Origin of the sequence: Candidatus Enterococcus huntleyi, assembly GCF_009933175.1 — a bacterium.
GTDB lineage: Bacteria > Bacillota > Bacilli > Lactobacillales > Enterococcaceae > Enterococcus_K > Enterococcus_K huntleyi.
Genome location: NZ_MAEJ01000012.1, coordinates 22,362 through 40,206, shown reverse-complemented (window position 1 = coordinate 40,206; position 17,845 = coordinate 22,362). Strand labels below are relative to the sequence as shown.

The following is a 17,845-nucleotide window of genomic DNA, read 5'->3' as shown; positions in this document are numbered from 1 at the left end:
TCTCTCATGCTAACCTTTTATTCGTAAGCAGCTTTCCACATATACGTACGCGTATTGTAGTCTTTTTTAATTTGATAAGCCAGCTCTCTCATAAAGACATTATTTAAAATAGGAGCAAGAATTAAATGATTGAAATATTCACTTACTTGATCATCAAACTGGCCAATACCAACTTCTAATGCATCAAGTGTAAAGACTTTTCGCCCACCAAATTCTTGGAGGAATCGAGCGGCACGTTCATCATTTGAACGACTTCTACCTTGACCGATGATTAAAAATACAGAAGTCTCCTCATTGATCACCTCAAAAGGTCCATGGAAGAAATCACAGCTATTAACAGTTGGTGAATCGATTTGTAACATCTCCATCACATTACAAATGGAGAAAATGTAGGCCGCACCAAAGGTTGGACCGCTCCCCATGACATGGATAGACTTAGATTCACGATTTTGAAGTCCCCACTTGATTGCTCTAGGTCGAATATCGTAAGCTGCTTGTTTATACACTGCATCTACTTTAGCAAATTCTGCTAGAGCGGTTTGCATATGCGGATACCCTTCTACCTCATCCATTAACAACATTGCCAACAGTAAACCATATGCTGAATTCGTTTTTGAAAAATCACTCTCATCGATTGCCAAAGACTCATAAGCTATTTTATAGGAACAGATTTCTGTCAATTCTGACTCATCTACGTACAAAGCAATCGTTGTAGCACCCAAATTTTTTGCAACTTTTGCCGCTTCAATTGTTTCAGCAGTCCCTCTCATAGAACAAATAACAGCAACCGTATTTTCTCCTACAAAAGCTGGCGGTGCTTTAACAAATTCATTACTTGTTATATTTTTTGAACGAATCGTCGTAGCTTCTTGATCCAAAAAATAGTGAGCCGGATAAAAACCACCATGACTCCCTCCCGCAGCTATCCAAACTATTTGCTTAATACCACCAATCTCTTGTTTGCTATCGTTTATTTCTCTGACCATTTCTTGATAATTCATAAGATGAACCTCCTAATTAATATTCTTAAAAACAATACAAGTATAGTACAACTTGCGATACTTAGTCAACACATCTTTATAACAACTAGCCAAAACTTATACTATAGTTGAATTGTCAATATATATTATTTATAATAGAAAGCAGGACGGTGATTAAAGATGAATAAACATTTAGTGGATACAAAAAAGCCACTATATCTACAAATAAAAGAAACAATTCTACGACAAATTGAAACAAAAGAGCTCCGTCCAGGGGATAAGTTACTCTCCGAAGCGCAGTTTCAAAAAGAATTCAATGTCAGTAGAATCACTGTACGTAAAGCATTAGATGAACTAGTCGACGAAGATTATTTAACCCGCCTTCATGGTAAAGGAACCTTTGTAAAAAATAAGGTGCATCGCCAAAAAACACTCTCTTTAACACAGCTTTGCTTAGAGCAAGGAAAAAAACTCAGCTCAGAAGTTTTATCTGCTGACTACAGTCCAGTCCCGCAAGAATATGCGCAATTTTTTTCAACAGATAATCTGATAAAAATTGAACGACTTAGAAAAATTGATGGTGTCGTAATTATGCTAGAGCATACTTTTTTCCCTAATACTTTTCATTTTTTATTAGAAAATAAGCTAAACGGTTCTCTGTACGAACTTCTTCAAACCCAAGGTATCGAACCTGAATATAAAGGAATGAACCATGTGTCAATCAGCCAACTAACACAAGAGCAAGCCAAACTCTTCAATGTTCAAAGCGGCATTTCGGTCATTCATCATGCTGGAACCGTCTACGATTCCAGTAATCAATTGGTACTCATCTCAGAAGAATTAGTACGTGTCGACTTACCTGATTTATTTAAATATTATCTGTAAATTTTGTGCAGCAATTATCTTAGCTCAAAAAGGACTTTTCTAAAGTAAATACTGATTAGGGTGACAATATTATTAATTAAAATATTAGAAGGAGATTTTAAGTGAATAGTCCAGATAACAAAACACCAAAATATGATTGGAAAACAGAAAAAGATAGTTCAAAAAAACTAACTTGGGATGATATTAAGGCAATGGATGAAGCATTCGAGCATATACAGATAGGGAGACCTGAAGAAATTGAGTTAGAGCCTCTAAAATATGATTTACGAAAAATACAGGACTATGAATATTCAACTAGAAATAGATTTATAGATTTACCTGATGATCAAAAGAAAAAATTCGAAAAACAGAAAATATCTTTTCATGCATAGCCATCATTCACTTCAACCAATAAAGTACGACCATCGGAAGTAACACCAATATCATTTGACTGATACGTGTACTACGTGTAGGATGAAACCCATCGGCAGGAACGGATTCATAAAAATGGCGGATGCCGATATGAGACCTATCATAATTCCACATGGTGAGTTAAATAAATTCACTGAACGTGGAATAGAGAAGGATGCTGGGCTAAAATAGCCTGGGTCTTTCATCAATAATCTAGGAGGTTTATCGTATGTTAGTTAGTTATCCCGCTCTTTTCTATTATGATGATAGCGACGATGTTGATGCAAAATTCTTTGTTTCATTCCCTGATTTTTCAGGTCAAGCAGGAACACAGGGTATAGATATTCCGGATGCAATGTGCATGGCTTCCGATTGGTTAGGAATGGTTTTGGCCGATACGATTGAAAACGGTCGTGAAATCCCTACACCTTCCTCAATTAATAGACTGTCGCTTATAGCTAATCATCCATTAAAAAATGACCAAGAGGTTGAGACAGTGTTTGATACCGAAAAATCATTTAAATCAATGGTTACTGTTGATGTTTCCCAATACTTAGGTAGCCAAGAGCCTGTAAAGAAAACTCTAACTATTCCCAAATGGGCGGATAAACTTGGCAGAGAGATGCAGTTAAACTTCTCCAAAACACTGACCGATGCCATCGCCGACAGAAAATTGAATATCTGAAAACAGCCTCCATCTTCATTGAATTGGAGGCTGTTCTCTATCTTATTATGTTAGCGGATTCTCCATAATTGTCACATTTTCAATCATTAATGGTGAAATATCGCCTTCGTGATTGAATAGTTGAACCTCGGTCTTTACTTCATCAGAATTACGGATAATTAGAGACTGTCCTTTTAACAACGGAATTTCTAACTGTTTTTCCTTCTCTTCCATACAGATAAATATTTTTTTGAGTCGTTCTAACTCTTTCTCGTCAAATGGTCCATAATATGTAATTGTTTTAATCCCTGTTATTCCGTTCTTCTGACTATTCGGTACCATTCTTGCCTTCATTCTTCTCTCTATCTTTTCATTATCGACTTGTTGGAATCCTATTTGAAAAGGACTATTATTAAAATAGGGTAGATAGGCATTGCGCCACTTTGCAGATAACTTTATTAAATTGAAAAATAACGGAAAAACAATTCGCTCAGGCTTGGAAATCTCATAATCCCCGAGTTGATTTGCTGTCTCCTCGATGTTTTCAGTTTTTAAGAACAGAACAATTAGTCCGCAAAATTTACAAGCTAATTAAATTAACCAGTTTATATTGATAATAAGTAGCGAATGCTGTAGTATTTACCCATAGTTCAATAAATATATCAATTCCCTATAATAGCAGATTTTCTACATATATCTGACTAATCAACCTTATTATTTTTTAACTTAAAAAGAACGTATATTCCGTTTTTATTTAAATGCAGTTATTCAATGATTAAGATTGAAGCACAAGTGAAATTGTGTGCGCAACTTCAAATTAGAGAAAAAGCAAAAAAGAGAGCAGGAAGAATAATGCAATTTAAAGAATTTCAGGAATGGTTGGAACTTAACTCAAAATCAAAAGAGGTATTTTTGGGCAAATGGGCTGCCTCTCAAGTAGAAAAAAATAAAAAGCGTCAACCTAAGAAAAGATGGGATGAAAAGAAAGTACTCAGAAATGGATTAGCAGAATGGAAACGAGCGGTCACAGGTGCTTATGATAAGATTAGAGGTCAAAAAGGCATGCCTCTCATTAATGGCTATCAAATTTGGGTCGATTTTATGGATGAGATAGGTTTTATCGAAATGTTTGATGACAGCATTTCAGAATTAGAACTTGAATAATCGTAAACTAGGTAAACTTTTCAAAAAATATGGTCAAAAGTATGGTCAATTTTGAAAATCCTAAAATTTGAAGATACAGAAAAACGCTCAACTCCTTGTCAGACAAAGAGTTGAGCGTTTAAATTTCTTAAGCTTCTTGAGCTACATGGCATTCAAAAAAATTCTTCATCTAACGTGGGGCGCTATATATTTATTACTGGCAAAAGACTGCACTCAATCATTGTGATTGGATGCTATTTTTTTACCAGTTATTTTAGCAAAGTCTTTTAAAAATTTCTCCCTACTCTTCTTCTGTTCCTCAGATAGTGGAGTCTGCCCAATCATTGTTGGGAGAGGATTTTCAGTCCATCGTAGCGCTGAATACGGCACTTCTTTTTTAGTCGCTAGATCACTTCTCCAACCTTTCCACTCGCTCATGGTTGACAACTCCTTTTCTATCTATACTAACTGGGTGATATTAACACCAGGCAACCATACCATTTTCTTTATAATTTCCGTTTTCATCGAACAAACCATTGATTGCCATGCTAACCCACTTATCAAAATCATACGGAGCAGGAGGATTAGTTCTTTCTTTCAACACTTTCGTTTCGGGATTAAAAACTAAAGTTCCGACATATTCTTCTTTACCATCAGGATAGATTTCATAATGATAAACCCCATCTACAATCTTGATTAATTTGAATGTTACCATTGTTCTTCCTCCATTCTTTTAGCCCTTTAACATAGTTATAAATCGCTGTGCTTTCATTTATTACTGAGTGCTTATTATGTTGATATTTTTTTGGATTCTATTTCTTTAGCAAGTATTACTTTATCTTCTTCAGTTATACCTTTAAAATAAAATTTTTCTATATTGGTGAAATGAATGTAGCCTCTTTCATCTTCTTCTGCTTCCAAACTATTAAACATCTCAGTAAAATTATCAACTGCGCTATCAGAATAATGAGTATCTAAAATTCCGTAAGCCAATTCTAAATCATAAAAAAAGATTATCATTTTATCATTCCTAACTTATCCCTGTTTAGAATACTGAGGACTGCTATACCTTTATAAATCTATAATACTGTATTTCATTCCTGTTTAAAAGAGTGTGTCCAATATTAGACATACCTCAGAAATACTGAATCGCTATTGGAGGGCGGTCTAAAAATTTTGCAACTCTTAATTTCTTAGCTTATTAGATACTAAGAGTTTGAGCTAGGTCGATTAGTTCGACTTGGCTACGAATATCTTTTCACATTAAAGTAACCAATAACAACCTAGAAAGTATCTAGTCTACTCTCAAAAGCATGTACTTTTTAGTACGGGATCGAAAATTTCTACTCTGTTCAAAAATTGCTAGGTAGTCACACCCACAAGAAAGACTTGGCCATGCTAGTTTAGAGATAACTAATTCAATCTATACGCACTTAAGCAGAAAACAAAAGAATGCCACAGCTGAAAAACTCGCAAAATTTGCTAATTTCTAACTAATGGCATTCAATATGGCATTCAAGTGTTTGTTTACCAAAAACAAAAAAGCCCTACCCCTTATGAGACAAGGGATAGAGCAATTAATAATTAAGCTTCTTGAGCTACTGGGTAAACAGACACTTGCTTTTTGTCGCGGCCTTTACGTTCGAAACGTACCACACCATCAACTTTAGCGAATAAAGTGTCATCGCCACCGATACCCACGTTCACACCTGGGTAAATTTTTGTTCCACGTTGGCGGTAAAGAATTGAACCACCTGAAACAGTTTGTCCGTCAGCGCGTTTAGCACCTAGACGTTTAGACTCTGAATCACGTCCGTTGGAAGTAGAACCTCCACCTTTTTTATGGGCGAATAATTGTAAATTCATATTTAATAACATAGTCTGCACCTCCTAGTTTTGAGTGTTTGTATCAATCTGAATATAGTTTGCATTCTCAGTTTCTATGGATTGTAAACCTAATAAAAGATTTTCCAGTAGAATTTGGGCAATGTTATTTTGTTCCTGCGTCATTCCTGAAACAACCTCGGCGTATAAATAGCCACCCTCTGTTTCATTCATATCAACAATTGGTTCAAAACCTGCTAACGCATCGATTCCGTTAATGGCGCTAATTGCTAATGCAGAAACACCTGCACAGACAATATCACTACCATAAGGTCCAGCTTCAGCATGCCCAGTTAGGGTAAATGAAACAATCTGACCGGAGTCATTTCGTTTAAATGTCCCTTTAATCATTATAAAGGCCTTCTTTCGCTAATTAAGCGTTGATTGCTTCAATGACAACTTTTGTATATGGTTGACGGTGACCTTGTTTACGATGAGAATGTTTTTTAGGTTTGTATTTGAAAGTCACGACTTTCTTTTGTTTGCCGTGTTTTTCAACAGTTCCTTCAACAGAAGCTCCAGCTACAGTTGGAGCGCCTACTTTCGTAGATTCACCACCGACTAAAATTACTTCGTCAAAGACAACTTTTTCACCAGCTTCAACATCTAATTTTTCAATATAGATTGTTTGGCCGACCTCAACTTTGATTTGTTTCCCACCAGTTTTGATAATTGCGTACATGCTATACAGCACCTCCTTATTTTTATACTTAGACTCGCCATCCCAAGTGACATGACTGTTCTTATTAACTTGTTCTGTGCGGTTGTAGCTGTGGAGACCACAATTACAACATTCATATCTTATCAAATAAATGCTACTGAGTCAACAAAAACTTGGCTTAACTGAAAGTTTTCAGATATTCATTTTCAAGACGTCATCATTACTCTCTCGATTAGCCGCGAATTGTCAGACAGCTTCAACATGTGTAGCACATCAGCCACAGTATCATATTGCTCTGATCACTTTTCCACCAGAGCCAAGACGACTGTTAATAATAATAAAATGAGTCCCCGGAAAATACCCGTTAATCTCATTTAAGGATTTGATTTTATTGCGATACGCGTTCTAATAATCACCACTATTTATAGGAATACCACCCAAATTCCTCTTCACTGTATAATAAATTGGCACTTCTCACGCTGATCATTTCCATCCTTAGAATAAAAACAAATACTTTTATTTGATTGAGACTGTTATTATTAGTAAGACTTTAGATATAGTCTGATTTATTACTATTTCGACAAACAAAATATTTTCTGTGAAAATAACAATTTATTTCAAATTCTTCTTGAATATCTACGGTTAATCTGCTAAAATTCAATATGTTGCTGATTTAGAACATCTGTAACTAAATCACTTCAGTAAACTACGTGCTAGTAGCTCAGCTGGATAGAGCACTCGCCTTCTAAGCGAGCGGTCGGGGGTTCGAATCCCTCCTGGCACATATTTAAACCCTTGAGAACTGTGTTCTCAAGGGTTTTTATGTGTTTTGTGCCAAATTTTGGTAATTATGAGGAATAATTTTATCTCTATCCCAGCACGTCTGCTCCCCAGATCTTCTTAGCTTCTTTTTCCAAAGATAGAATCATCTCTTGTTCTTTTTTCGAATAGCTTGTCTTTTCCAAATCTATCTGACCATTCTTTACTGTTAAGTATTGATCTTGTTTTTTTTGTGGATTGATTATCGCCGTTTGGAATCCTGTTTCTATCTTATTATTCACTTTTGGCCAAATAATTAATGCATATTGACTATCCGATGTTTGAACAGCCAAATTGCCAGTTAACGTTCCATAACCAGGATATTTCACATTCAGTAAAAAGCCATTATCTGAATCATTATAATAGTACGAACGATTCTCTTCTAATGTCGTAAATTCTTTTATATAGGGTTCGAATTGACTTCTAAAATGGAAAAATAATACCGTATAACTAATTGCTGCTAGACACAATAAAACAATAAACGTGATACCAATAGCTTTAACTTTCTTTTTCATAACTCGATGATCCTCTCTACTTTTTTATAGTTTTATCATATGTGACTAGGCTGCCTACTAGTTCACAATCACTGGTGATAGTATTAATAATATCCTATAGATACTAAATAAAATATTTAGCAATTAGAACTATTGCCAAAATTAAAAGGGGATAAAAAATCCATTTATTTGAAAAATTCAGTGTATAGCCGACGCCCACACCTATTGGAAGAATTAGTTTGTTCTTATCCTTTGGATTAACCGATGATAGCTTAGTCATTATTAGCACTGCTATACAGAAAGGAGAAATATCAATCTGCTTCTCTGCAGGTACTCTATCTTGATAGACTTGAAGAACGATAGGAATCGCACAGATACAAGCTCCCAAAAAATAATAAATTACCTTTTTCATCTTCTTACTCCCCTACTTTTTAGATCTAATTTATCTGTAGTTTATTCGCATATACGCTTAACTATTTTCAGATTCCACAAATGATTTTAGCTTAATCTTATTTACAAATCTAATTTTTAATTTTAAAAAATTACAGATATATTTCAATTAAAAAAAGTATTATTGAGGCCAAAACAAAGATAGAAAGATCGGCATAGACTAGTACGGAGGAGACGACTAACCAGCTGAAAAGAAAAAGGAATCGTTTCTTTTTAGTCCATGATACCCACTTTTTTCTATCAAGACCTATAAATTTATAAACTAAAAATGGAAATCCCATGAGTACTGCGTCATAAGTTACTCCTAGCATACAACAATTCCTCCAAAATTATTCTCCATTATCATGCCTCCATCTACAAACAATAATTTTTCCATCTTATTCATCTAAAATCCTCCTGTAATCTTACATTTACTCACGAATATCACCTGCCGTTAATTATTCTTGATTAGTGTTCCTTTTATTTTTTATTCATTTAGAAAAGGATTTTCTAATCAATAATAGGCATTGTAGAATACTGTACGATTGATGTTCTAGTCGATTATCTCTGTCTAAAATATAGCATGAATCATCAATTTGAAAATTATCCTGTCACAAATAACTAGCAAGCTGTATTAATTGGTCGTTCGAAATGGAAAACTATTTATTCAGTTGCTTTTCATTCATTTCTAGCACATAATGCAAGTAGCATTTATCCCTCTATACTCGATAATCCAGCTCAATAAATAGTCTTTTCTATGCACAATATTTAGAGCTATACAAACACAGAATCCAACTCTACAAATTAACAACCAATTAACTTCATACTAGCCTGAGATTTACTTACATAAACTTTGGTGTTCTGCTGTACATAACTAGAAAAAATTTCTAGTCACCCAATTTTTGGAGGTAATGTATGCAAATAGCGATGTATGAAGAAAACCTGTCCGATTTGAGTGCCTTAGAACAACTCTTAGCACAGCATGCAGTCGAATACTCTGTCTATTCAGACAGCAATCGACTGCTACGTGATATCAATGAGAATAGCCAATTATTTGAGCTCTATATTGTGACACTTGAATCAGATGGCAACGTCTCACTTGAAATAGCCAAAAAAATTCGAATGCTCGCCCCAAATGCATTGATTGTGTTCTTAACTTCTTCAAAAGAATATATGCCTCTTGTATTTGAGCTGCGAACATTTGACTATCTAATCAAACCAATCACAGAAGAAAATTTAACCAGTGTTTTGCAAAGGGCTCAACATTATCTGGCTCTCGATAAGAAGTATTTTCATTTTAGCTACAAAAAAATCAATTACGTTCTAGATGTCGATAAAATTTTATACTTTGAAAAGAAAGGCCGGATTGCCTATATCTATCACGAAGCTGGCATTTCAAAAAGTAATATGACGATCCAATCAATACTCGATCAATTGGATACTACGCATTTTATTCAGATTCATTCTGCCTATGTCGTAAATTTAACTCATATAAAAGGCTATACATTCACGTATATCTTGATAGAAGATCATTTTCATAATGCTCAGATCTTGATAAATAATTCTGAGGAGAGAAAGCTCCCCATCAGTAGGCGCTACAAAAAATCTACAAAGAGAAGCATTCAGACATTTTTTCAACTGGAAGCTTGAATTTTTTTCACTATCTAAAAGCCATTTTCTTATTTACCACCTGTTTGAGCTCTTGCTAGTCACTTATCATTTACGACTATATTCAATTAAACGCTAGTTCCTTCTATAATATAGTTTGCTTGTGCATTCTTTAGACTCAGCGATATACAAAACAGACCCAGTCCCTCAGAATGATACAGCTAAGGAGCTGGGTCTATTTCTATATTTTTCTAATTCATCTATCTCTTAGAAACTCTTTAAACCAGAAAAAACTTTTTTTAGGGACTCGCTTCATATCTCGTAAATCATGGTTGCCACGATTGACGTAGACCATCCCATATCTCTTTTCCATATCGCCTTTTGAACTGGGTAGATCAATCAAGCCCCAGCCAAGGTATCCTAGTACTTCACAACCATCAATTTCAATTGCATCCATCATCGCTTTGATATGTTGCTCATGATAGAAAATGCGATAGTCGTCCTGAATAGGGTTGTTACCATCCCATTTTTCTTGTGTACCAATCCCATTCTCAACTGGAAAAATTGGGATATGATACTTCTGATAAATCTTATTAATGATATCTCTAAAACCGAGTGAATCAATCCCAAGTCCCCACTTATTTTCTAGAACAAAAGGATTCTCAACCTCGCCATGCCTTAAGTAGTAATTAGGCGCAACATCATTCGAAATGTTTTTATGACTAATTGACCCGGTACAGTAGTAACTAAATGCGATATAATCACTTTTTATTTTTGCTATAGGTTTTTACTGACTATGATCTTGCTTTTTCATTTATTATTTTTACCAGTTTTGATTCATACGTTTGCTCATTCTATCTCCCGACTCTACTACTCTACTCCACAACTAAATTATCGCTGTTTCGAATCGTATACGTCTTGGTAGGACTATCCGGATAAGAAGCATTGCCATCGTATTTAATCAGTTGAGTAGTGTCGCCATCCTTCACAAATTTATCATAGCTACCGCCTGCGCCACCGATATTGCTCCAATGAAGCACAATCGTATTGCCTTCTTGCTCGATTAGACTCCAACATTTGCGATTGTAATTATCCCACAGAATATTTTTGCTAATCTCATTTTCAGGATTTTTGTAGACTGCTTCATAAAACTCGATTGCTTCATCTATTGAGGACCAGCTATCACTGTCTGCACTTACTTGTGTGGAAGAAGTCGCTTCTTGCTGATTCGTTGAGCTTACTGTCTGCTGAGTTTGTTCATTTGTCGAAGATACTGCAGTCGATTGACTTTCTTCAGTGGTAGAAGATTGTGCTTGGCTTGATTCATGGACATTCGAATTTGGCGCTACTGCTCTTTCTTTTTCTGATGGTCCACAAGCTCCCAATAAAATAATTCCTGTTAACAAAATTACCGGATAAAACTTTTTCATAATGATTCCTTCTTTATCTAGTTTTTTATAAATAACGATCCTTAAAAAAGCATCGTCTAATATTAGCAAATAAAGAATACTCGTAACAGATTTCTTAAGAAATCTTATAAATTTTCGACAGATCTACACTTCAGTTAGATTAGCTATCCTTACAAATTAAATAGTGTAGATTGCTTCATGATGTTTCCAGAAAATTATTTTTACAGTCTTCCATTTAGTGTTATCTTATTGATTCTTTTAATCAAATTGCTACTTACCACTTCTAGTAACAGGAAATCCTCCTAATAAGGAAAAATTTGGTATACTTAATATTTTGCCCTATTTGCCTTTTGAAGAATTTTGACACTTAATAGAAGAGCTATCCAAAAAATTTGGTATACTTAATATTTTTAGCCACAATTTTGGACTTTCAATATATTACTCCTCAAAAAACATAAAAACCTCGTTTTTCTTAAAATTTATAAGAAAATTTAGTAACGATACTTTTAGCTTTTTTTCAACAGATAATCTAGATTTTTGAATTCAAATCTACCTTCAGATGTGTTATGTATCTCCATGCTTCCTAGCACGCACAATAGCTATACTTTCTTTAACGAAAAAAGTCACGAATCAAGTAATGAGCTTTATTGCTCTCTTTGATTCATGACTTCCCATAGATTATTTATGGCACTTACACATCGGTTTCACTACATTTACTCTTCGTTAATTTCCTCTAAAATATAAGGTCTGGCAGTTCCTTCACTTGCTTCATCAGTCGTTGAACTGATAATGTATAGGTTGTCATGGCTACCATAAGAAAATGTGTAGCGCACTGATCCCTCTTCAGTCAAATAACTAAATTCCTTTGATTTTGATTCTTTTTTGAGAAGTGTTTTGTCACTATACATAAATGATGGATCTTCTGACTCTTCCAATGTTAGTTGATCTTTTGTATCCGTCTCTGTTATTCGAACAAAAACTGGATAATCCTCTTCCACCGAATGCCATTCTCCAAGAATATTTTCTTGTGTCACTTGCTTCGGTCGCCGCATCTTAATCGGTGCGAGAGCTCCACCCGCAGAAGGATTTCCTGATTCTTGTTCCGTTTCATAATAGCGTTTGACAGTTACTGTGTCCTTAGATAATTCGAAGTTATAATGAGAACGTTCTTCACTCACTTCATGTGTCGACAAACTATTTTTCTTCGCTCCCTCAATCTCCAAGGCAGCCGTATCGAAAGAAAGAATGCCTTTTTCATAGGCAATCGTATGAATTTCCCCATCATACTCTTCAGCTAGCCAATCGCCTTCCAGCTTCTTGATTATTTTTTCCTCCGTACTTTCCCCATCCGGATTCTTTTTTGAACCATCTTTTGCACTATCTGAACACCCCACTAATAGCACCGCCATGACTAACATGACAACTGTTTTAAATTGATTCGACCTTTTTTTCATCTTCATCCCATTCCCCAAATAATAATTTTTGACTCTTTGAGTATAATATAGAATTCGTTATTTTTAAAGATTGAAGTTTGTGATGGGGAAATGCCTAGAAGGAAAATAAATAAGAGATAAGCTTGATCACTTTGCTTATCTCTTATTCGTACCTATTCAATTACACATTCATAACAATTTATTCCCTTACACTTCTTCTTTCCCATCTGGTGCATCTAGCTGAATGTTTTCTTCTTCTTTAGTCATCAAGATAACGCCATCGCCTAGAGGTAATAGTGTTGAGGTTAGCCCTGGGTGTTGCATGACTGTTTGCAAGAATTGATTGAGCTTGCGGTGAATCGTCCGTTGACTGCGCGGGATTTCTTCGATTGGATCGAGAATCGTGCCAGCTTGGAAGACGTCATCCACCATTAAGACACCGCCTTTTCTTAGAAGGCGTAGGCATTCTGGTAAAAATTCGATATATTTTGATTTTGCGCTGTCCATAAAGATAAAGTCGTATGGTCCGGTTAAGGTTGGCAGAATTTCTGCTGCTTGGCCTTCTAGTAAAGTAACTTTGTCTTCTAGGCCTAAGCGCTCATAATTTTTCTTGGCTTTTCTAATCATCACATCGAAGCGATCAATTGTTGTAACTTGTCCTTCATCGCCGACATATTGAGCCATCACACTAGATGAAAAGCCAATCGCTGCGCCGATTTCTAAAATATTTTTTGGTTTTAGTTGGCCTAAAAAGAATTGTAGAAATACAACGGTCTCATGCGGAATCACTGGGACGCCGTCTGCATGAGCTTCTTCTTCGAGCTTGCCTAATTCACCTGGTAGTTTTTTTTGTTCATTTCTCATAAAGTCCACTAGTTCTTGTTTGACTACTGGACGATGCATCATTTCATTACGCATACTTTCCCCTCATTTCCTTATCTATTATACGAAGAGTGCGCCGTTCTTTCAATAAGGAAACGCTGTTAGCGAAAAATAATTTCCGGATAGTCAAATAGATTCTACTTATTCAGCAAAAAAAGGTTATGAGGACCGTCTTTTACGGCACCCATAACCTTATCTGTTCTTTTTATTAATAGATTAAATCTGCTAATTCTTGGCCTTCAATATTACCGAAGTATTTCTTAACATCGATGTCTTTGACTGCTTCGTTGATGGCTGCTTTTTCGTATTTTACACCAACTAAAGCTTTTTCAACATCTGAGATTTCGCCTAATCCGAAGAAATCACCGAAGATTTTTGCATCAACGATTTCACCATTTGAGACGTTTAGACGAATTTCAATCGAACCGATTGGGAAACGATGACGTCTTTCGATATCAAATTCAGGTGATTTTCCGTAATTCCAGTCCCAATTGCGATAATATTCATCAGAAATTTTATTGATTTCGACCCAGTCCTTGTCAGTTAGTTCATAAGTTTTGACTTGATCTACTGAATCCACACCAAAGATTTTCAAGAGAATATCTTGACGGAATTCTTTAGTGGTCATGTCTTGTTTTTCTTTCGGTAAGAATGGTTTGATATTCGTTACACGAGAACGGATTGATTTAATGCCTTTTGATTCAATTTTATCTTTACGCACTTTCAAGGCATTAACGACTTCGTTGACGTCACTATCAAACATAATCGTGCCGTGAGCGAACATTCTGCCACTCGTTGCATACATCGCATTCCCTGAGAATTTCATGTCATTAATCACTAAATCATTACGGCCTTTTAATTCAGCGCCATCAATTCCTAATTCGTGTAAAGCTTGAATAATTGGCTTTGTTAATTTGGCAAAATCACGGAATGAATTGCCGTCATCCGGCATGATAAAGCTGAAGTTTAAGTTCCCAAAGTCATGGTAAACTGCTCCGCCTCCACTCAGACGACGCACGACATGAATGCCATGTTCTTCCACGTAATCGACATTAATTTCTTCGATTGTATTTTGGTTACGACCGATAATAATTGACGGTTCGTTGATGTAAAATAACAAGATTGGTTCGTCTAAAGGTAACTCTTTTAATAAATATGTTTCGATTGCTAGGTTGACTCTTGGGTCGTTATTTTCGTTGGGTACAAAGATCACAGAAATTTCCTCCTAAATGATAAATTCTTTATTTGGCTCAGCAAGTTCTACCGAAATAGTTGAGCCTGCTGCGGCTTGCGCTTCTTCTTTTAATTGATTTAAATCACCGATTTGCGGCAAATGCGTCAGCACTAATTTTTTCACAGCGGCTGCCTTAGCAATTTCACCAGATTCCTTAGAGGTAAAATGGGCTTTATGGCGCTCGTTACCTTCAAATAAATACGTGTCGGCTAAAAATAGGTCAGCGCCTTTGGCAAAGTCGACAAAGCTTTCTAAATAACCAGAATCTCCGGTGAAGACAAAGACTTTTCCAGTGGCTGTCTCCGTAAAGCGCATCGCATAACAAGGTACTGGGTGAATCGTTTTCATAAATGTCACGGTGAATGGCCCTAATTGTAATTCATCTGAGCCAAGATAAGGATAGCCTTGACTGACATTCTCCATCGTCAGCTCTAAAAAGTGGCGCTCATCTTCCGTATGACCATAAATCGGTAAAATAGGTTTCTTCTCATCTGTGGGAAATAACTGCCAATAATATTGCAATACCCCTAAATCAGCTATATGATCATGGTGATAATGGCTCAAAATAACCGCGTCTAAAGCTAATGGATCCAGATGTTTTTCCAAATTCACTAAGGTTGTACTGCCAGCATCCACCAACAAGTTGTAATCGCCAGACGTCAGTAAATAGCCCGTCGTCCCTTGCCCATTGTATGGATAGGCACCTAAACAACCAAGTACCGTTAATTTCATAAAACTCCCACCTTCCATAAGATATGTTATCATAAAAAAGAAAATCACACCAAAATCCTGTCCGATTTTGAGGTGATTTTTTTAAGGTGGCTAGTTTTTATTGAAAATGAAAGAAATAGACTAAGCTCCGCATTTATTTCACAATAAAACAGATGAAAATCAGTCTGAAGTTCGCATCGACTGATTCTTACATCGTAAGCTTTTTTACTCCGGAAAATTAAATTTCTTCTACGGGTAAGTTCATGCCTTTCCAGCCTTCCAATGCGCCCGCTAATTCATAGGCAGTGAAGCCTGCTTTTAATAACAATAAGAGTGCTTGTTTACCTAATATTGTTCCTGCTGTCCAATCGTAGACCACATACGTTTTTGTCTTATCGAGTTCCTCTAAATGAGCGGCTAATTCTTTTGCAGGAATTGCTAGCGCCCCTTTAATCTGATCTTTTTTCATTTGAGCTGGAGCATTTCTGACATCTAACATAACATAAGGTGAATTTTCTTCTTCCAAATGATTCAGTACCTCAAAATGATTAATATATAAGCTTAGGTAAGTTTCAAGTAAATTTATTTTAGTTGTCTCCATCGAGTGATTCCTCCAATAATTGTAATTTATTTTTCCCACTGTTTAATTTATGTAAAAGGCGATAGAATTGGGCTCTTTCTTCTTCTGTAAACTCTTCAAAAAGGCGATCAACTGCTTGGTAGTTATAAGGTAAAAAACGCTGTAGCGTCGCAATCCCTTTTTCTGTAATACCAACAATACTCGCTCGTTTATCAGAAGGCGACATCTCAATCGTAACAAGTCCTTGTGTTTTCATTCCTTTAAGCAATTTGCTCGCAGTTGGTCTAGCGACTCCGAGCTTTTCAGCGATTTCTGAAGGCAAAAGCTGTTTGTCTGCTGAATAAAATAAAAACATCAAAATCGCAAAGCGTGACTCAGTTAAATCAAATTTTTCTAATAATTGATCATATCTCTTTTCTATCTCTCGGTATACTTGTTGAAATTCTAAATATAAATTTATTGAATTAGGGTTTATTTCTAGGTTAAACTGTGAGGCAATTGAAGCAATTCTTTGTTCTGTTGGTCGATCCGAAAAATTAAAATAAGCCATGTCCATCCTCCTTTTGCATTTAGTTAGCCGGCTAACTATATCTTAAATCAATTTTCTTTAGAATTCAAGTCCTCGATGAAATTTATTTTTCGCAAATTTATTTTATCCTTTACGCCCTCCTCTTTTATAACATACGAATTAATTACCCCACGATTTCACCTAAAATCCCACCGCATAAATTCTCCCTAAACAAAAAAGACCACCCGTCACTAGAAAATGAGGGCAGTCGATTGTTAACACATACATCCAATTTGTCTTATTATTCCCCGATTGAAACTTCTTGTGGGTTGCCTTTTTGTTTGCGTGCTTCGTCATAGAAGGCTGCATTTGTAACATTTTGATAGGCATTGACCCAGAATACTCCAACGAAAAATAAGATTGTTCCTAAAATATACCAGCCAATAAATGATAGCTGTAGTAGTAAATATTGTCCTAAGCGATCCTTTACTAAAAACCAACCATACCGTAATGCTTCAGTGATAGTTAAATGAGGGAAATCCATTTTAGCAAGGACGACAAAGCGAAAAACGCCAGAAAGAAGGAAAGATAACACAATCACGGCAATGATGAGTAACAAGGTGACTACAATCGCACCGAGACTTATCCCGATTGTCATTCCCCCCAGTTCTCTCAATTGAATCGCTCGATTAGTATTGTCGGTCAGTAAGATAGTTGCATATAATGATGCGCCCGCAATTAAAAGGACAGGAATCATGATGATGGCACTGATGATAAATTGAGCCACCGTTTCAATCAAGTTGATTAATAACAGAGGGAAATAATATTTCGATTGAAATATGCTAAAAACTTGTCCAATACTCGCGCGTCCCCCACGACTGACAAATAGGGAAACGTAGAAACAACCGTAAGTGAAAGCAAATAAAATACAGGCGGAAATTATCCAATCTAACCCCGCTTGTTGAATACTGTCTGTCTCAAAATTGGAAAGTGACATCACAATTGAGCTGACAATACTTGTTGTCAAAAAGGAAACAAAGATCACTCCAGCATTGACACCCCATTGACCTGCCAAGGCGTTTCTTGCTCGGTTTTTATATTCTGAAATACTTATTTTCATAAAGGCTCCTT

24 protein-coding genes, 1 tRNA gene, 1 pseudogene and 1 other annotated feature are annotated in these 17,845 nt (G+C 35.8%); of the genes and pseudogenes, 7 read left to right on the top strand and 19 right to left on the bottom strand.

Translation table 11 applies throughout. The annotated features are described in order from the left end of the window. Positions 1 to 17: 17 nt before the first annotated feature. Positions 18 to 1,001, bottom strand: a complete 984-nt coding sequence (locus BAU15_RS08210) for a sugar isomerase (RefSeq protein WP_161842263.1) — start codon at positions 999 to 1,001, stop codon at positions 18 to 20. Positions 1,002 to 1,160: 159 nt separating this feature from the next. Here BAU15_RS08210 and BAU15_RS08205 point away from each other — a divergent pair, with 159 nt between their 5' ends. From BAU15_RS08205 to BAU15_RS08195, 4 genes and pseudogenes are all read left to right on the top strand, one after another. Then, the gene (locus BAU15_RS08205; RefSeq protein WP_161842262.1) at positions 1,161 to 1,865 is read left to right on the top strand and encodes a GntR family transcriptional regulator; all 705 of its coding nucleotides are present in this window, start codon (positions 1,161 to 1,163) and stop codon (positions 1,863 to 1,865) included. A gap of 101 nt (positions 1,866 to 1,966) precedes the next feature. After that, entirely contained in the window at positions 1,967 to 2,236 is a 270-nt protein-coding gene (locus BAU15_RS08200; RefSeq protein ID WP_161842261.1) for a hypothetical protein, read from the top strand. Positions 2,237 to 2,330: 94 nt separating this feature from the next. After that, positions 2,331 to 2,447: pseudogene (locus BAU15_RS15735) on the top strand (type II toxin-antitoxin system HicA family toxin); the annotation flags it as partial. 37 nt (positions 2,448 to 2,484) lie between these two features. Further along, on the top strand, positions 2,485 to 2,940 hold the full coding sequence (locus BAU15_RS08195) for a type II toxin-antitoxin system HicB family antitoxin (RefSeq protein ID WP_161842260.1): 456 nt from the start codon (positions 2,485 to 2,487) through the stop codon (positions 2,938 to 2,940). A gap of 45 nt (positions 2,941 to 2,985) precedes the next feature. Here the strand turns inward: BAU15_RS08195 and BAU15_RS08190 are convergent, their stop codons facing one another. Continuing rightward, positions 2,986 to 3,273 carry a hypothetical protein gene (locus tag BAU15_RS08190; RefSeq protein ID WP_161842259.1) on the bottom strand — a complete coding sequence of 96 codons (288 nt, stop codon included), beginning with the start codon at positions 3,271 to 3,273 and terminating at the stop codon, positions 2,986 to 2,988. 417 nt (positions 3,274 to 3,690) lie between these two features. Here BAU15_RS08190 and BAU15_RS08185 point away from each other — a divergent pair, with 417 nt between their 5' ends. After that, a complete protein-coding gene (locus BAU15_RS08185; protein ID WP_237580160.1) occupies positions 3,691 to 4,083 on the top strand; it encodes a hypothetical protein in 393 nt (130 codons plus the stop codon). Positions 4,084 to 4,296: 213 nt separating this feature from the next. On the opposite strand, the gene BAU15_RS08180 is transcribed toward BAU15_RS08185, so the two are convergent. From BAU15_RS08180 to rplU, 6 genes are all read right to left on the bottom strand, one after another. Next, positions 4,297 to 4,500 carry a hypothetical protein gene (locus BAU15_RS08180; RefSeq protein ID WP_161842258.1) on the bottom strand — a complete coding sequence of 68 codons (204 nt, stop codon included), beginning with the start codon at positions 4,498 to 4,500 and terminating at the stop codon, positions 4,297 to 4,299. 40 nt (positions 4,501 to 4,540) lie between these two features. Further along, entirely contained in the window at positions 4,541 to 4,777 is a 237-nt protein-coding gene (locus BAU15_RS08175; RefSeq protein WP_161842257.1) for a hypothetical protein, read from the bottom strand. A 74-nt stretch (positions 4,778 to 4,851) separates the two neighbouring features. Then, positions 4,852 to 5,055 carry a hypothetical protein gene (locus BAU15_RS08170; RefSeq protein ID WP_237580159.1) on the bottom strand — a complete coding sequence of 68 codons (204 nt, stop codon included), beginning with the start codon at positions 5,053 to 5,055 and terminating at the stop codon, positions 4,852 to 4,854. A gap of 591 nt (positions 5,056 to 5,646) precedes the next feature. After that, a complete protein-coding gene (rpmA, locus tag BAU15_RS08165) occupies positions 5,647 to 5,940 on the bottom strand; it encodes a 50S ribosomal protein L27 (protein ID WP_010767121.1) in 294 nt (97 codons plus the stop codon). A gap of 12 nt (positions 5,941 to 5,952) precedes the next feature. Then, complete coding sequence (locus tag BAU15_RS08160) at positions 5,953 to 6,297, bottom strand: ribosomal-processing cysteine protease Prp (protein ID WP_161842255.1); 345 nt, start codon at positions 6,295 to 6,297, stop codon at positions 5,953 to 5,955. 22 nt (positions 6,298 to 6,319) lie between these two features. Next, positions 6,320 to 6,628: a 50S ribosomal protein L21 gene (gene rplU, locus BAU15_RS08155; RefSeq protein ID WP_161842254.1), complete on the bottom strand. Its 309-nt coding sequence runs from the start codon at positions 6,626 to 6,628 to the stop codon at positions 6,320 to 6,322. Positions 6,629 to 6,648: 20 nt separating this feature from the next. Beyond that, positions 6,649 to 6,722 (bottom strand) — a sequence feature (ribosomal protein L21 leader region). Positions 6,723 to 7,317: 595 nt separating this feature from the next. Between rplU and BAU15_RS08150 the strand changes: the two genes are divergently transcribed. Beyond that, positions 7,318 to 7,391, top strand: a tRNA-Arg gene (locus tag BAU15_RS08150). 85 nt (positions 7,392 to 7,476) lie between these two features. On the opposite strand, the gene BAU15_RS08145 is transcribed toward BAU15_RS08150, so the two are convergent. Together BAU15_RS08145 and BAU15_RS08140 are read right to left on the bottom strand one after the other, a co-directional pair. Next, on the bottom strand, positions 7,477 to 7,941 hold the full coding sequence (locus BAU15_RS08145) for a hypothetical protein (RefSeq protein ID WP_161842253.1): 465 nt from the start codon (positions 7,939 to 7,941) through the stop codon (positions 7,477 to 7,479). Between the two features lie 103 nt (positions 7,942 to 8,044). Then, complete coding sequence (locus BAU15_RS08140) at positions 8,045 to 8,332, bottom strand: hypothetical protein (RefSeq protein ID WP_161842252.1); 288 nt, start codon at positions 8,330 to 8,332, stop codon at positions 8,045 to 8,047. A 932-nt stretch (positions 8,333 to 9,264) separates the two neighbouring features. On the opposite strand from BAU15_RS08140, the gene BAU15_RS08135 reads away from it, so the two are divergent. Continuing rightward, positions 9,265 to 9,999 (top strand): LytR/AlgR family response regulator transcription factor, encoded by a 735-nt coding sequence (locus BAU15_RS08135; RefSeq protein ID WP_161842251.1) that lies wholly within the window; start codon positions 9,265 to 9,267, stop codon positions 9,997 to 9,999. 214 nt (positions 10,000 to 10,213) lie between these two features. Here the strand turns inward: BAU15_RS08135 and BAU15_RS08130 are convergent, their stop codons facing one another. The 9 genes from BAU15_RS08130 to BAU15_RS08090 form a co-directional block, all read right to left on the bottom strand. Next, positions 10,214 to 10,729: a family 1 glycosylhydrolase gene (locus BAU15_RS08130; protein WP_337247994.1), complete on the bottom strand. Its 516-nt coding sequence runs from the start codon at positions 10,727 to 10,729 to the stop codon at positions 10,214 to 10,216. Positions 10,730 to 10,832: 103 nt separating this feature from the next. Then, a complete protein-coding gene (locus tag BAU15_RS08125) occupies positions 10,833 to 11,387 on the bottom strand; it encodes a hypothetical protein (RefSeq protein WP_161842250.1) in 555 nt (184 codons plus the stop codon). A 692-nt stretch (positions 11,388 to 12,079) separates the two neighbouring features. After that, complete coding sequence (locus BAU15_RS08120; protein ID WP_161842249.1) at positions 12,080 to 12,820, bottom strand: hypothetical protein; 741 nt, start codon at positions 12,818 to 12,820, stop codon at positions 12,080 to 12,082. 186 nt (positions 12,821 to 13,006) lie between these two features. Then, positions 13,007 to 13,717 carry an O-methyltransferase gene (locus BAU15_RS08115; protein WP_161842248.1) on the bottom strand — a complete coding sequence of 237 codons (711 nt, stop codon included), beginning with the start codon at positions 13,715 to 13,717 and terminating at the stop codon, positions 13,007 to 13,009. Positions 13,718 to 13,889: 172 nt separating this feature from the next. Continuing rightward, positions 13,890 to 14,894 carry a lipoate--protein ligase gene (locus tag BAU15_RS08110; protein WP_161842247.1) on the bottom strand — a complete coding sequence of 335 codons (1,005 nt, stop codon included), beginning with the start codon at positions 14,892 to 14,894 and terminating at the stop codon, positions 13,890 to 13,892. Positions 14,895 to 14,906: 12 nt separating this feature from the next. After that, positions 14,907 to 15,647 carry an MBL fold metallo-hydrolase gene (locus tag BAU15_RS08105; protein WP_161842246.1) on the bottom strand — a complete coding sequence of 247 codons (741 nt, stop codon included), beginning with the start codon at positions 15,645 to 15,647 and terminating at the stop codon, positions 14,907 to 14,909. Positions 15,648 to 15,864: 217 nt separating this feature from the next. After that, positions 15,865 to 16,227: a rhodanese-like domain-containing protein gene (locus BAU15_RS08100; RefSeq protein WP_161842245.1), complete on the bottom strand. Its 363-nt coding sequence runs from the start codon at positions 16,225 to 16,227 to the stop codon at positions 15,865 to 15,867. Next, a complete protein-coding gene (locus BAU15_RS08095) occupies positions 16,214 to 16,756 on the bottom strand; it encodes a MarR family winged helix-turn-helix transcriptional regulator (RefSeq protein ID WP_161842244.1) in 543 nt (180 codons plus the stop codon). The genes BAU15_RS08100 and BAU15_RS08095 overlap by 14 nt, the downstream gene beginning before the upstream one ends. 259 nt (positions 16,757 to 17,015) lie before the next feature. After that, a complete protein-coding gene (locus BAU15_RS08090) occupies positions 17,016 to 17,834 on the bottom strand; it encodes a DUF975 family protein (protein ID WP_161842243.1) in 819 nt (272 codons plus the stop codon). Positions 17,835 to 17,845: the final 11 nt, after the last annotated feature.